This window comes from Leucobacter aridicollis, from assembly GCF_024399335.1.
GTDB lineage: Bacteria > Actinomycetota > Actinomycetes > Actinomycetales > Microbacteriaceae > Leucobacter > Leucobacter aridicollis_A.
This window is the reverse complement of record NZ_CP075339.1, coordinates 2,560,154-2,574,655: the sequence shown is the minus strand read 5'-3', so window position 1 is coordinate 2,574,655 and position 14,502 is coordinate 2,560,154. Positions and strand designations below refer to the sequence as shown.

The 14,502-nt window shown below is 65.3% G+C and carries 13 protein-coding genes; 10 read left to right on the top strand and 3 right to left on the bottom strand.

The features are described from left to right. Positions 1-49 precede the first annotated feature (49 nt). On the top strand, positions 50-1,372 hold the full coding sequence (gene hisD, locus KI794_RS11605; RefSeq protein ID WP_119284651.1) for a histidinol dehydrogenase: 1,323 nt from the start codon (positions 50-52) through the stop codon (positions 1,370-1,372). 77 nt (positions 1,373-1,449) lie between these two features. Here the strand turns inward: hisD and KI794_RS11600 are convergent, their stop codons facing one another. Then, entirely contained in the window at positions 1,450-3,372 is a 1,923-nt protein-coding gene (locus KI794_RS11600) for a sensor histidine kinase (RefSeq protein WP_119284650.1), read from the bottom strand. A gap of 217 nt (positions 3,373-3,589) precedes the next feature. Between KI794_RS11600 and KI794_RS11595 the strand changes: the two genes are divergently transcribed. The 8 genes from KI794_RS11595 (at position 3,590) to mfd (ending at position 12,180) form a co-directional block, all read left to right on the top strand. Beyond that, positions 3,590-4,273 carry a response regulator gene (locus KI794_RS11595; RefSeq protein ID WP_119284649.1) on the top strand — a complete coding sequence of 228 codons (684 nt, stop codon included), beginning with the start codon at positions 3,590-3,592 and terminating at the stop codon, positions 4,271-4,273. A gap of 80 nt (positions 4,274-4,353) precedes the next feature. Beyond that, the gene (locus KI794_RS11590) at positions 4,354-4,818 is read left to right on the top strand and encodes a MarR family winged helix-turn-helix transcriptional regulator (RefSeq protein WP_255808173.1); all 465 of its coding nucleotides are present in this window, start codon (positions 4,354-4,356) and stop codon (positions 4,816-4,818) included. Between the two features lie 72 nt (positions 4,819-4,890). Beyond that, complete coding sequence (locus KI794_RS11585; protein WP_119284647.1) at positions 4,891-5,685, top strand: SDR family oxidoreductase; 795 nt, start codon at positions 4,891-4,893, stop codon at positions 5,683-5,685. An 87-nt stretch (positions 5,686-5,772) separates the two neighbouring features. Further along, positions 5,773-6,264: an aminoacyl-tRNA deacylase gene (locus tag KI794_RS11580; protein WP_119284646.1), complete on the top strand. Its 492-nt coding sequence runs from the start codon at positions 5,773-5,775 to the stop codon at positions 6,262-6,264. Positions 6,265-6,273: 9 nt separating this feature from the next. Continuing rightward, positions 6,274-6,945 carry an SDR family oxidoreductase gene (locus tag KI794_RS11575; protein ID WP_255808172.1) on the top strand — a complete coding sequence of 224 codons (672 nt, stop codon included), beginning with the start codon at positions 6,274-6,276 and terminating at the stop codon, positions 6,943-6,945. Between the two features lie 184 nt (positions 6,946-7,129). Beyond that, on the top strand, positions 7,130-7,723 hold the full coding sequence (locus KI794_RS11570; RefSeq protein WP_119284644.1) for a 50S ribosomal protein L25/general stress protein Ctc: 594 nt from the start codon (positions 7,130-7,132) through the stop codon (positions 7,721-7,723). A gap of 165 nt (positions 7,724-7,888) precedes the next feature. Then, positions 7,889-8,476 (top strand): aminoacyl-tRNA hydrolase, encoded by a 588-nt coding sequence (gene pth / locus KI794_RS11565; protein WP_119285033.1) that lies wholly within the window; start codon positions 7,889-7,891, stop codon positions 8,474-8,476. After that, positions 8,473-12,180, top strand: coding sequence for a transcription-repair coupling factor (gene mfd / locus KI794_RS11560; protein ID WP_255808171.1), 3,708 nt, complete (start codon positions 8,473-8,475; stop codon positions 12,178-12,180). The genes pth and mfd overlap by 4 nt, the downstream gene beginning before the upstream one ends. Positions 12,181-12,189: 9 nt before the next feature. Here the strand turns inward: mfd and KI794_RS11555 are convergent, their stop codons facing one another. Next, positions 12,190-12,669 carry a hypothetical protein gene (locus KI794_RS11555; RefSeq protein WP_119284642.1) on the bottom strand — a complete coding sequence of 160 codons (480 nt, stop codon included), beginning with the start codon at positions 12,667-12,669 and terminating at the stop codon, positions 12,190-12,192. 109 nt (positions 12,670-12,778) lie between these two features. Between KI794_RS11555 and KI794_RS11550 the strand changes: the two genes are divergently transcribed. Next, positions 12,779-13,495 (top strand): MazG nucleotide pyrophosphohydrolase domain-containing protein, encoded by a 717-nt coding sequence (locus KI794_RS11550; protein WP_255808170.1) that lies wholly within the window; start codon positions 12,779-12,781, stop codon positions 13,493-13,495. Positions 13,496-13,517: 22 nt separating this feature from the next. Here KI794_RS11550 and KI794_RS11545 read toward each other — a convergent pair whose 3' ends face one another. Next, on the bottom strand, positions 13,518-14,354 hold the full coding sequence (locus tag KI794_RS11545; RefSeq protein WP_255808169.1) for a LuxR C-terminal-related transcriptional regulator: 837 nt from the start codon (positions 14,352-14,354) through the stop codon (positions 13,518-13,520). Positions 14,355-14,502 lie beyond the last annotated feature (148 nt).

Here is a 14,502-nt window from a genome sequence, read left to right as displayed (position 1 = left end):
GTTCACTGCCCCGTTGTATTGTTGCTCTCGCGTTTTTACGATCAGAACTATGAAGTTCACCACCCCAATTCTGACAAAGTACGACGGCCGGTTCACTCGGCTGAAGACCCCACTCGACGTTCCCGCAGCGCAGCGCGATCCCCAGGTCGTTGAGACAGTGTCCGCGATGCTCCTCGATATCGAGAAGCGAGGCCTCGACGCCGTTCGCGACTACGCCCGCAAGCTTGACCGCTGGGATGGTGGCGATTTCGAAATCTCTCGGGAGACAATCGCGAGCAGTGGAGATCGCATCGCCCCTGACCTGCGTGCAGCAATCGAGCTCGGAGCTGAGCGGACCCAGGCGTTCGCTCGCCGCCAGCGCGAGGGGCACGTTGACTTCGACGTCGAGCTCGCGCCGGGCCTGCACACCGGAGTGCGCTACATTCCCGTTGGCCGCGTCGGCGCGTACATGCCCGCAGGGCGATTCCCGCTCACAGCGAGCGCCTTCATGACCGTCGGCGTTGCCAAAGCAGCCGGCGTGCCCCACGTCGTTGCGTGCACCCCGCCGCAGCCCAACGGGCAGGCAAACGACGCCGTGCTCTACACGGCCCACGTGTCGGGTGTGGACCGGGTCTTCATGCTCGGGGGAGTTCAGGCGCTCGCCGCGATGGCGTTTGGACTGATCGACGAACTGCCGGCAGACATGCTCGTTGGCGCAGGCAATGCATTTGTCGCCGAGGCGAAGCGTCAACTCTTTGGCAGGGTCGCGATTGACCTGCTTGCTGGCCCATCTGAGGTTGCGGTGATCTCTGACGAGACTGCCGACCCAGAGATCGTGGCAGCAGACCTGCTTGGTCAGGCAGAGCACGGCCCGAACTCCCCGGCCGCCCTTGTCACCACCGATGAGGCTCACGGACTGGCGGTCATGGAGGCGGTCGAGCGCCAGCTGCAGACACTGTCGACAGCCGAGATCTGTGGCCCAGCATGGCGCGACTACGGTTCGGTCACTGTTGCAGAGAACCGCGAAGTTGCTGCGGCGCTCATGGACGATCTGGCCCCGGAGCACCTTGAGGTCATCACCGGTGACGACGAGTGGTATCACGAGAACCTTCGCAACTACGGTTCGATCTTCGTTGGCGAGTGGAGCACGGTTGCCTATTCCGACAAGGGGATGGCGGGCACGAACCATACGCTGCCGACCGCTGGCGGCGCGAAGCACAGCGCGGGACTCTCGGTGTCGCGCTACCTCAAGCCGCTGACGTACCAGCGCGTCGAGCGGGAGGCAACGCCGACTGTTGCGCCTGCGACGATCACCATCTCGGCGTCTGAGGGGATGACGGCCCATGAGGCCACAGCGCAGATGCGACTCGACCGCTTCAATGGCGTCGCCTAGGCGGTCCGCCCCTACAACTCGCGAGTGCCCCGCACCCACCGACTCTCGGGGGTGCGGGGCACTCGCGTTTCGCAGGCTTAGCGTGGCAACGTCGCGTGGACGGCGAATCCTTCGCCCGCGCCGGTTTCGCCTGTTGGGCCAGCAGTGACTGTGCCGCCGAGCGCCGCTACACGTTCGCGCAGACCGGTGAGGCCGAGGCCTGACCCGGGCGCGGGCGGCGCTTCGACGGGCGCGTGACTGTTCACGACGGCGACAGTGATCTCGTCGTCACCAAGTGTGACTGTCACGTCGATCGCCGCGCCGGGGGCGTGACGCATGGCGTTCGCGAGGCTTTCTTGGACGACCCGATAGACGGTGAGGCCCGTCGCGGAGAGCACGGGTTCGGTGGTGACGCCGCCGCTTTGGGTGAACGTGATCTCGGCGCCCGAGTTGCGGCTGCCTTCGATGAGTGCTGGCAGGTCTGAAAGCGTCGGCTGCGGCGCGAGCGGGGCCGTGCCGTCGCTGTCGCGGAGGGTTGCGAGGAGCCCCCGCATCTCCGAGAGCGCCTGACGTGAGGACTGCGCGATTGCCGCAAACTCTGCCTCTGCCTCGTCGCCGAGCCCGGGAATGCGGTACTTTGCCGTGTTTGCTTGGATACTCACGACAGACATGCTGTGTGCGACAACGTCGTGGAGTTCTCGGGCGACGAGGTTGCGCTCCGAGAGTTCGCGCTGTTTCGCGTCAAGCTCTGCGCTGTGTTGGCGCTCGGCGCGAAGCGCCCCGCGGTTCTCAAGGATTCCCTGCAGCACGATCCCGACGAGTCCGAGCCCGAGCGCCACGGAGCTGCTGATGACGAGGCTGCTGATCGTGCCGGCTGTAAAACCGGCCCCCGACAACCCCACGGCGGCGATAACCGCGAGTTGTGGCAGCGCGAGTGCCGCCAGTACCCAACGCCAATGATGACGCAGTCCGATGATGAACGCGAGGAGCGCCTGCACGATGAGCGCTGTCACGGGCCACGGCCACGGCGTCTCGACTGGCGCAGCGGTGATGAGTGCGGTTGCGGCCGGCGCGATGGTGCCGAGGGCAATCGCGATGGCGGGGAGGCGCAGCGCGAGCGCCACGGCTGTTGCTTCGGCTGCTGCGAGCACCATGGCGATCGCGGGATGTACGTCGTAGAGCGTGGCGAGGAGCGGCCAGGAGACGGCGATCGTCGCGACTGCTGCAAATCCGATCAGGATCCATGACCAGCCCGTGAACGATGCGAGTGGTGGCTGGGAAGTCGAGAGCCCGTCTGCGGCGGGGGTTTTCGTGGCCCCGTTGCCCTGCGTCGAGGAGGCGCTTCCGCCGAGCCCTGCCCGGGTCAGCGAGATATCGAACGCGGCGAGCGCACGCATGACGACGGGGGTCAGCGCGAGTGCGGTAGCGCCGAAGAGTGTGTACGTCAGGCTCTCGGCTGCGCGGGAGTAGGCGGCCTCGTGGGTGAGGGCATCGCCGAAGATCGCACGGAGCATGTTGCCCGGAAAGACGCTGTCGTTTTCGGGCAGGAATGGAGACCAGATGAACCACGTGGTGCCGCCAAGTGCTGCCGCGAGCCAGGCGATCCCAATTGAGAATGTGACCGCGCGGACCGGGAATGCGACCAGCGTCTCGAATGCGAGATCGAGCCAGCGACGGCCGTCAGCCATGATGCGCATGAACCCGCCGAGGCCGGGGCCGGGAGCCCGGTACGCGGGAGCGGGAACCGCCGCACCCCACCAGGCCGCTCGGGTCCGTGAGAGCTCAGCGAACTTTGTCGCGAGGAGGAGTGTCGCTGGCAGGAGCAGGGCCCCCAGCCAGACGATGAGAGTAGCGACGCCGAGAGATGCGAGCGGGACGAGGAGCGAGAAGGCGATGAGTGAGATGAAGAACCCCGGAAGGACGTAGCCGATGTCGCGCATCACGAGGGCCGGGTTGTAGAGTCCCGACCAGGCGCCGGCACGCGATAGGCGCGGCGCTGGCTGAGTTGTTGTCTTCACCATGGTTCAATCCCTGTCTCTCGTCCGGCCAGCGGCCGGTGAGGCCAATCTGCCGGCATTGGTGGTGCCGGTGATGCCAACTGTAGAGGGCGCATCTACTGGTGCGCGTCACCCTGGCGAGTGAATCCGATCGCGTGAAGGGGTCACCCGCGAGAGTGAAGTTCGCGAGCTTGCCCTGCTGGGCGCGGCCGTGAGGGGCGCTCGAGCATAGGATCGACACATGCCCACTTCCGAATCCGATCGCTCGTCAATCCGTGTCGCGATTGTCGATGACCAGGCCATGGTACGTCAGGGGTTTGGTGCGCTGCTTGGCGCTCAGCCCGACATCACTGTCGTTGGGGACGCGGCTGACGGTGACGAGGTCACTGAGCTTGTTCGCCGGACGCGACCCGACGTGATCCTGATGGATATTCGCATGCCGCGAATGAATGGGCTTGACGCGACGCGTGCGGTTCTTAGTGCGCCGCGCGACGAGCACCCGCGCGTTATCATGCTGACGACGTTTGATGCCGACGAGTACGTGTTCTCGGCGCTTCGGGCGGGAGCGAGTGGGTTCTTGCTGAAGGACGCGAGCGCTGAGGATCTCATCGGGGCGGTCAGGATCGTCGCCGCCGGCGAGGCGCTGCTGTCTCCGTCAGTGACCCGTCGGCTCATTGCTGACTACGCTGCGCGCCCCGAACGAAAGCCGTCGGCGAGCCTATCTCAGGTGACCGAGCGTGAGCTCGACGTGATGCGACTCGTCGCGGCAGGCAACACGAACGCGGAGATCGCGGGGCACCTGTTCCTTTCAGAGCAGACTGTGAAGACGCACGTCTCGCGCTTGCTGAGCAAGCTCGGGCTCCGTGACCGAACCCAGCTCGTCATCGCAGCGTACGAGTCGGGGCTTGTTACTGCTGGCGGTTGAATCCGCTGTGAAGTTGCGCCCGGAGCGCTAGGCAGGGGAGAAGTAGTTGCCAATGGCAACTAAAAGAGTAAGCTGGGCATATGCCAGCCAACAACCCTGAGAATGCCGCTGCAGAGCTGCTCGCAGCGATCGTTGGCCTCGTGTCAAACTGGACGGCCTCGGTGACGCAAGGCAGCATCGCCGCCGAGGTCGGTGTCGACATCGCTGAGGGTGACGTGCGCGCGCTGTACCTCATCGGGCAACGTGGCTCTGGCATGGGCGTGCGGCCAGCGGAGCTCGCGGACGAGCTGCGGTTGAGCAGGCCGACCATGAGTAAGGCGCTCGCGCGGCTCACCGCAGCCGGACTCGTCATGAAATCGCAAAGCGCGACCGACGCCCGATCGATAACGCTGTCACTCACGGACGAGGGTGAAGCCGCCTACGCGAGGCTCGTCGGGGCCGGTGTGCGCATCGTCGAAGAAGCAACGGCGCAATTGTCAACCGCCGAGATCCGCACGGTGACAGGCGTCGCTATGAGGCTGCTTCGGCCGGAAACCCACGGCTAGAAGCTGGCGGCCACGTCGCCGCCACAGCGCCGCTCCGATCGGGGCTGCGCATGCAACCGAAGGAGAAACATCATGACCCGCACGTACGTAGTGACAGGTTCGGCTTCAGGCATTGGAGCCACAACCGCGAAGACCCTGCGCGACAGGGGAGACCGCGTGATCGGCATCGACCTGAAGAACGCAGAGGTTGAAGCGGACCTGTCGAGCCACGAAGGCCGAATCGATGCGGCCGCGCGTGCGACCGAGCTCGCCGGCGGCGTGATCGACGGCGTTATCGCCTGCGCCGGCATCTCGGCGCCGATCTCGAAGACAATCTCGATCAACTACTTCGGTGTGACGGAGCTCCTCGAGGCCCTTCAGCCGGCGCTCGCCGCAGCTGAGGCGCCCCGCGCTGCGGTCGTCTCGTCGATGGCATCGCTGCAGCCCAACTCGAAGGAGATGGTCGAGGCCGCGCTCTCAGGCGACGAGGCGAAGACCCTCGCCGTTGCTGACGCCGTCGTCGCCCAGGGCCCCGAGGTCGGCTACCTCGTCTACCCGTCTTCCAAGCGGGCGATCGCTCGCTGGGTACGCCGTGAGGCAGTCACCCCGACGTGGGCCGGCGCAGGCATCGCCCTCAACGCCGTCGCGCCGGGCACAGTTATCACCCCCATGACCGAGGAACTCCTCGCGACGGCAGAAGGGCGCGCGATGGTTGACTCCGCCGTGCCGATGCCGCTCAACTCGCACCAGCCCGCGCAGTCGATCGCTGACGTGCTGGTGTGGCTGACCGACGAGCAAAACACCCACATGGCCGGTCAGGTCATCTACTGCGACGGTGGCGCAGATGCGACGCTCCGCGGCGACGATATCTGGTCGTGGAACGACTAGCCTGCCCCACCCTCATCCAGTGAAATAGTTTCTTTCCCGGGAGCGTTTCACCCACTGGGAAACGCTCCCGGAAGAAACGAGGCGGCAATGACACACGCGGCAGGAACCGAGACTGACGTGCCCTCCGAGGTCTACAGGGCCGCGTCCGACGCCGCAGCGCGTGGCCTTGCAGTCGAGTTCGTGGTGCGTGACGGCACCGGCCGCCCGACGCGCGCAGACTTCGGCGGGGCGCAGATCGTGAAGAGCGTCGTCGTGCAGCGCGGGGAGGGATTTGTCTTCGTGCTCACCCCGCTCGACGGCCAGTTCAGCTGGGCGAAACTGCGCGCCCACCTCGGCGTGAACAGGCTGTCGCTGCCTGACGCCGACGCGGCCTACGCCGCTACAGGTTACAAACGCGGCACCATCACACCACTCGGGTCGAGCACAGCTTGGCCGGTCATCATTGACGAGAGCCTGAGCGGTCAGACAGTGGTCGTCGGCGCTGGCAGCCCGGGAATTGGTGCGCTCGTGCGCACTGACGAGCTTGCCCAGGCGTATGATGCCGACCTGGTGCAGCTGACCGGCGCCGGAACTGAATAGGAGTTCAGCATGAACGATTCTTCTCCAACCGTCGTCGGTATGATCGGCGGTCACGGCCAGATCGCGCTCAGAGCAACCAGGCTGCTGAGCGCGGCGGGGCATCGAGTATTGAGCGTGATTCGAAACCCTGAGCACGCTGCCGACGTCGAACTCGCGGGCGGTGAGCCAGTGCTGCTCGACCTTGAACGAACGAATGGCGACGAGCTTGCGCGTGCGCTCGGAGCCGCCGACACGCTGGTGTTTGCCGCTGGCGCTGGCCCCGGTTCTGGGCCAGAGCGCAAGGAGACCGTCGACCATCAGGGGGCGCTCGCAACGATGACCGCCGCAGCGCAGCTCGGTGCGCGGGTCGTGCAGATCTCCTACATCGGGGTCGCCACTACTCCGCCAGAGACGATGGGTGTCGACTTTGCCGCCTACCAGCGGGCAAAGTACGCAGCAGACCTCGCGCTCGAGGCAAGCGGGCTTGACTGGGTCATCGTGCGGCCGGGAACGCTGACGAACGACGCGGGGACCGGCCGAGTGACTGTCGGTGCGCGACTCGATCGCGGTCCGGTGAGCCGCGACAACGTCGCTCGGGTGCTCGCTGAAATCGTCGCACGCCCTAAGCTCAGGGGCCTAACCGTTGACATCCTCGACGGTGATACTGAGATCGAGCGGGCTGTCGCGAACCTCGGGTCGTAGCAGAGGTTCAAGTCGTGTAAGATTAGTGGCTGTACTTCGGCGAGGGGCGCGCGAGCGCCCGTTATCGACGCGGAACGAACTCCCCACATCGGGGCATCGCTGCGTCGCACGTTACAAGTGCGAGAAACCACGCCGGTGGGGATACCCACCCGACACGGGGCGAGAGCCCGCAAGGAGAATCATTATGAGCGTAGAGAACAAGCTCGACGCAGCTGCACGCGACAACTTTGGCAAGGGCGCGGCCCGCAAGCTCCGTGCTGCTGGCAAGACCCCCGTAGTCGTCTACGGTCACGGCACCGATCCCAAGCACATCACCGTTGAGACGCACCCGCTGAGCCTGATCGTGCGCCAGGCTAACGCGCTCATCGAACTCGACATCGAGGGCAAGAAGGAGCTCGTGCTCGTCAAGGACGTGCAGAAGGATCCCGTACGCCAGATCATCGAGCACGTCGACATGCTTATCGTCAAGAAGGGCGAGAAGGTCGAGGTCGAGGTTCCGATCCACGTGACCGGCACCTCGTTCTCGGGCACCACCTCGCTGCAGGATCTCAACACGGTCCGGCTGCTCGTCCCCGCAACTTCGATCCCCGACTCGGTCGAGGTCAGCATCGAAGGCGCCGAAGAGGGCACCCAGATTCTCGCGGGCGACCTCGAGCTTCCCAAGGGCGCTGAGCTCCTCGACGACACTGAGCACCTCGTTGTGCAGGTCGTTGTTCCCCGCGGCGCAGCTGCGGACGAGGAGGACGCTGAGGGCGCCGAAGAGGCAGCCGCAGAGTAACCCTCGCACGCTTCACACAACCCGCCGGGCGGTGCCGCACCGCCCGGCGGGTTTTGTGTGTCCAAGCAAACAGTTCAGCCGAGAGCAATTTCGCACTCCCGGCCGCCCAACGCCGCATAGGCTTAGAGGGTGTTTGGCCTGCGAAAGAAAAAGGACGTTGAGACCGTGGCGAGTGATAGTTGGCTGGTCGTCGGCCTCGGAAACCCCGGGCCGAAGTACGAGGCGACACGGCACAATGTTGGCCAGATGGCGCTCGACGTGCTCGCTGCGCGCATGGGGTCGAAGTTTTCTCCTCACAAAACGAACTCGCGGGTCGCCGAAGGCCGGCTCGTGCCTGGTGGGCCGAAGCTTATTCTTGCGAAGTCGAACGGGTTCATGAACACATCTGGCGGTCCCGTATCGGCGCTTGCGAAGTACTTCGGTGTCGATGCCGAACGCGTCATCGTGCTCCACGATGAGCTCGACCTGCCGTTCGACTCGCTGAAACTGAAGCAGGGGGGTGGCCACGGCGGCCACAACGGACTCCGCGACATTGCGAAGGCGCTCGGCACACCAGAATTTCTGCGGGTGAGGATCGGGATCGGGCGCCCGCCAGGGCAGCAAGACCCGGCGGACTTTGTGCTGAAGCCGTTCGCGTCCGGCGAGCGTGACACGCTCGCCGTGCTGCTTGAAGACGCTGCTGACGCCACGGAGATGCTCGTCACTGACGGGCTCACCGCCACCCAACAGCGATTCCACGGGGGCGCGCGATGAGTCTCCGCGGACTTGACGGGCTGCTCGAGGGCGCGCCGTCGTTTGCGCGCGCGCTCGATGCCGCTGGTATCGACGCAGAATTCTCGGTCGCAGACGGACTGCGGGCGCCGCTGATCGCTGGCCTCATCCGTCGGCGTCGTGCCTCAGGCGACCGCGGCGCATACCTATTGATCGCCGCGACGAGCCGTGAGGCGGACTCAGTCCGGCAAGCAGTCGCATCCCTCATCCCAGAAGCGAGGACTACCGAGTTTCCGGCCTGGGAAACGCTGCCGCACGAACGATTGAGCCCAAGCGCGGAGACCGTTGGGCGCCGAGCTGAGGCGCTCCGTATGCTCCGGGACTACCGCGATAACCCCGAGCAGTCCAAGGCCGGCCCGCTTGTCATGGTCGCCTCCGTCCGCGCTGCGCTGCAGCCCGTGTCGCCACACGCCGCGCTCGCCGAGCCTGTCGTGTTGCGCGCTGGCAAGGAACCGCGCATGGGGGGCGAAGGTGCGGGTCTCGACGCGCTCGCTCGAAAGCTTGTTGACTTTGCGTACACTCGCGTCGACATGGTGACGCGGCGCGGCGAGTTCGCCGTGCGTGGCGGGATCCTCGACGTCTTCCCGCCAGCGGCTGAGCAAGCGATGCGCGTCGATTTCTTCGGCGACGAGGTCGATCAGATCCGCAGATTCTCGGTGTCAGACCAGCGAAGCGCCGGCGACCCCGTAGAGCTTCTCGAGCTGTGGCCAGCGCGCGAGCTGCTCCTCACCGACGAGGTTCGCGCCCGCGCAGCCGACCTGCTGCCGAAGTTCCCGGCGCTTTCGACGATGCTCGAGAAGATGTCTGAGGGGATCTCGGTTGAGGGCATGGAGAGCCTGCTGCCGCAGCTCCTGCCCGGGCTCGCGCCACTGACCTCGTTGCTGCCCGATGGCGGCGCCGTGCTCGTGGTGTCGCCAGAACGCGTCGCGGGTCGCGCCGTGAGCCTCGCCGACACCAACCGAGAGTTTCTCGAGGCCGCCTGGCACGCTGCGACCGTCGGGGCGGAGACGCCGGTGCCGACGGGCGACAGCGGCATGCTGACTGTCGCTGAGCTTCGTCGTGCCTCGCACGACCGCCCCTGGTGGAGCATGACCGGGTTCGTACGCGATGCCGATGACGCGGGCGGGGGAGAGCCGCCTGCGAGCGACGAGTCACGCGGGCTCACCGTGATCGACGGAGTCGACGATGCGATCATCACTGTTGCTGGTGGACCCGTGCGTCGGTCAGCGACAGACAACGACGCGACTGCTCAAGCGCTCGTGCACCTGAGCCGCAGGCTCGCCGAAGGCTGGCGCGCGATCGTCACCGCGCAGGGGGCGGGGCTTGTCGAGCGCGCCCGCGACCTCCTCACCGAGACTGGTGCGGCCGCACGTATCGTCGACGAGCTCCCGTCGGCGCTCGAAGCCGGAGTCATCTACCTCGTCACAGGTATTGCCTGGCAGGGGTTCGAGAGCGAAGAAGCGAAACTGCTGCTTGAAACCGAGGCAGAGTTCTTCGGGCGAACTGTTACCTCCCAGGGGCAGAGTGGCCAGAAGCTCGCGCGGCGGCGCGGCAAGAACGTTGTCGATCCGCTGAAACTTGTTGCTGGCGACCACGTCGTGCACGAGACGCACGGCATTGGCCAGTTCGTCGAGCTGACCCAGCGTATGGTGCCCACGGGTATCGGGAGGGACGCAGGCAAAGCGCTACGCGAATACCTCGTCATCGAGTACGCCTCGACGAAGCGCGGCATGCCCAAGGACAAGCTCTATGTGCCGACGGACCAGCTTGACCAGCTGTCGCGGTACGTTGGCGGCGAGGCTCCAGCACTTTCGAAAATGGGCGGCAGTGACTGGTCGAACGCGAAGAAGAAGGCCCGCAAGGCTGTCCGCGACATCGCTGTTGAACTCGTCAAGCTGTACTCAGCCCGCATGGCGTCGCCTGGCCACGCATTCTCAATTGATACGCCATGGCAGCGCGAACTCGAAGAGGCATTCCCGTACGCCGAGACGCTCGACCAACTCACCACGATCGACGAGGTGAAGCGTGACATGGAGCGTCCGGTACCGATGGACAGGCTGCTTGCTGGCGACGTCGGGTTTGGCAAGACCGAGGTCGCGGTTCGTGCAGCATTCAAAGCAGTGCAAGACGGCAAGCAGGTCGCGATGCTCGTGCCAACAACGCTCCTCGCGAACCAGCACTTCGAGACGTTCCAGAACCGCTTCGCAGGGTTTCCCGTGCAGCTCCGCGCGCTCAGCCGGTTCCAGACCGACAAAGAGGCGAAGGAGACCATCGAGGGGCTCGCAGCGGGAACCGTCGACGTCGTCATTGGCACTCATCGACTGCTCGCCGACGGCGTGATCTATAAGGATCTCGGCCTCCTCATCATCGACGAGGAGCAGCGCTTCGGCGTCGAGCACAAGGACAAACTCAAGGCGCTGAAAACTGGCGTCGACATCCTCGCGATGAGCGCGACCCCGATCCCGCGCACCCTCGAGATGGCGGTCACCGGCATTCGAGAGATGTCGACGCTCGCGACTCCGCCGGAAGATCGACACCCGATCCTCACCTTCGTTGGGCCACGCAGCGATCGGCAGATTTCGGCGGCGATTCGCCGCGAGCTGCTCCGCGAGGGACAGGTGTTCTTCGTGCACAACCGGGTGAGCTCGATTGGACGAACTGCCGCAAAGATTGCCGAGCTCGTGCCCGAGGCGCGCGTCGCAGTGGCCCACGGAAAGCTCTCCGAGCATCAGCTCGAGCAAGTCGTGCAGGACTTCTGGGAGCGAAAGTTCGATGTGCTCGTGTCGACGACCATCATCGAGACGGGGCTCGACATCGCGAACGCGAACACGATCATCATCGATCAGGCAGACAAGTATGGGCTCAGCCAGCTCCACCAGCTGCGCGGTCGCGTCGGCCGCAGCCGCGAGCGGGCATACGCCTACTTCCTGTACGACCCAGACAAGCCCCTCACCGAGCACGCGAATGAGCGACTTGAGACCCTCGCCGCGAACAACGAGCTCGGCTCGGGTATGCAGGTCGCGCTGAAGGACCTCGAGTTGCGCGGCGCGGGCAACCTGCTCGGGGGCGAGCAGTCTGGCCACATCGCGGGCGTTGGGTTCGACCTATACCTGCGTATGATCGGCGAAGCAGTGAATACGTTCAAGGGCGAGGACGTCCAGACGAACACTGAGCTCATTCTTGAGCTTCCAGTGGACGCACACATTCCCGAGGACTATGTCGAGAGCGAACGGCTCAGACTTGAGGCCTATCAGAAGTTCTCTGCCGCTTCACACCCGCAGGCGCCAGCTGAGAACGTCGAGCTGGTGCTTGAAGAACTCACCGACCGGTACGGTGAGCCGCCCGCGGAAGTGCAGCGCCTCGCCGCGGTCTCGGCGCTGCGGCGACGTGCATCGATCCTCGGACTTACGAAGGTTGTCGCGCTCGGGCCGACGCTGAAGCTCGAACCAGTCACGCTGCTCGACTCCAGGCGCATGCGCATGACTCGCATGTACCCGGGAGGCAAGTACACAGAATCGACGAAAACGCTACAGATCCCGCTCCCGGGAGGCACCGCAAGCGCGCGGAGCCCACTCGCGGGCGTCGGGCAGCGCGCAACGCCAGACGACGGCGACATCGTGAAGTGGACATCGACCGTGGTTGCGACGCTGCTCGAACCCGATCCTGATCCGGCAGCGACCCGCTAGCGACAGTGCTTACGGGGCGGTGCAGAGCTCCTTGAGCGCTGCACCGCTGTCGCGAAGCTCCTGGAGCTGGGCTGTGAACTCCTGGACCCAGCCGGCGCCCTCGAGCACGTTCTGCGGCGCGGGAATCTCAGCGAACCCAGTGAAACCGGCCTGCACCTCGGTGAGCGCCGCGAGCAGTTCCGGGTCGGTCACGCCTTCGGTGAGTGTTGCAACATCGTCCTGAAACGGCGTGAGCAGTTTCGAGAGGTCAGGGATGTCGCCGGCAAGCGCCGACTCCTGCACCGTGCCGAGCTCTGCGAGCACGTCATCGACGAGCGTCGAAACCTTGTCGGCGCTCACCCCACAGCCTTCGGGGCCGATCCGGTTCGGTGCCCCCGCGCTTGGAGACGTACCTGGGAGCGCAGCCGAGAACGTGACGCACCCAGAGAGGGCGAGGGCGAGCGCCGTGGCACCGGCGGCAGCGAGAAGCTTCGGAGTCACAGTGTTCATACCGAGAGCCTAACGGCGGTGCCGGGAGCGCACCTGAGATTCAGCGCGAGGGTGGCGAAGCGCCGCACTCTCTGCGGAACCTTTGTGGCGCAGCCGTTAGGCTCGTCGTATGGATGCTGGCGCTGACAGACCCAAACCCACCCCCACAGACGACGCAGTGCAGGAGGTGCTTGACACGGTGCGCCGCCTCGTTGCCGGGGGCGGGTGCGCCTGGCACGCAGTTCAGACTCACGAGACGCTCGTCCCATTTCTCATCGAGGAGACATTCGAGTTCATCGACGCCGTTGAACGCGATCTCGAAGCTGACGAGGTACGAGGCGAACTCGGCGACGTGCTCTACCAAGTGCTCTTCCACGCGGCAATCGCGGAGCGCGACGGTGAGGGCTACAACCTCGAATCTGTCGCCCGGACGCTCAACGAGAAACTCATAGCTCGCCACCCTCACGTGTTCGGTGACCGCGGCTACATGACAGTCGAAGAACTCAACGCTGAGTGGGAGCGCCTGAAGGAGGACGCTGCTGGGGAAGAGCGCGGGTCGCGCGCCCCACTCGACGGCGTGCCAGCGGGTATGCCGACCCTCGCACGTGCAGCGAAAGTTGTTGAACGGCTCAAGCGGGCGGGCCTCGTTGACCCGGCTGCGGCAGAGCGCTCCGCAGAGGACCCGCTGTCGGCGGCGATCGGTCCGCAGGAGGCCGCGATGGCCGAGGTCGGCATTGGTGACGCAATGCTCGCGCTCGTGATCAGGGCGAACGCCGCGGGCGTCGACCCCGATCGCGCACTCAGGCTCGCCAGCGACAGGCTAGCGGCGCGCGTGACCGCCGACTGACGTGCCAAGCAGCCAGTGACAGCTACGGAATAAGTCCGTACCCCCGAGCGGCAGTGACCGCCGCGTGCCGCGTGGGCGCTTCGAGCTTGCCCATCGCCGTCTTGAGATAGCTCTTCACCGTGCTCTCAGCGATTCCAAGGGCCTGCCCGATACTCGCGTTCGTACCGCCGAGCGCAGCCTGGCAGAGCACGTCGATCTCGCGCGACGTGAGATGTATTTCGGGCGCTGCAGTGTGCGGCTTGCCAATCCCTGCGAGCTTTTGCTCGATCGCGGCGAGGCGCTCGCGCGCGACGGGATCGGTCGTCTCAGCCGCGATCCTGCGAATCTCAGCATGGCTGCTTCGCAGCTCTTCGAGCACGCTCCCAGGCAGGTCCGTCGGGTCTGGCGGGAAGCGTAACTGGGTCTGCGCGCGATCCTCAGCGCTAATGACCCGGGCAAGCTCCTCGCTCACACCGGCGGCCGCCTGCATGAAGGTCGCGTCGGGTGAGGAATCGCCCCGAGTGCCGCCGTACAGCACGGCGCGCGTGACGCCGTCGACGATGACCGGTACGGCGACGAGCATCACGATTCGCTCGGCGCCGATCTCGACGTCGTAGTCATGGCTGATCGTCTGCGACGACATGTAGTCGCGCGTGAACCGTGGGCGAAGCTCGATCATTGCCTTGCCGCCGAGGCCGCGCCAGTTCGCAACTCGAAGACCCTGCAAGCTGTCGCCCTCAGTGCCTGAGAGCGCAGACACTGTCGTCACGCCATCGGCCTCATACCCTCCGAAGGCGAGAGCAAAACCGGTTGCTCGAGAGAACTCCGTCACGGCGTCCTGGAGGATACGCTGCTTCGTCACGGTTACAGGTGGCACCATTGGCACTCCCAACTTTCGGGGGTACTACATGCTTACCATGATTTCTAGCATCGGTGACAGACCGCAGCGTCGCGGTTGATCAGGAGAGTCACGCTGGCCACATGTGGCGGCAGGGTCGCACTGCTCCTGATTCCAACGAGACAGGGCA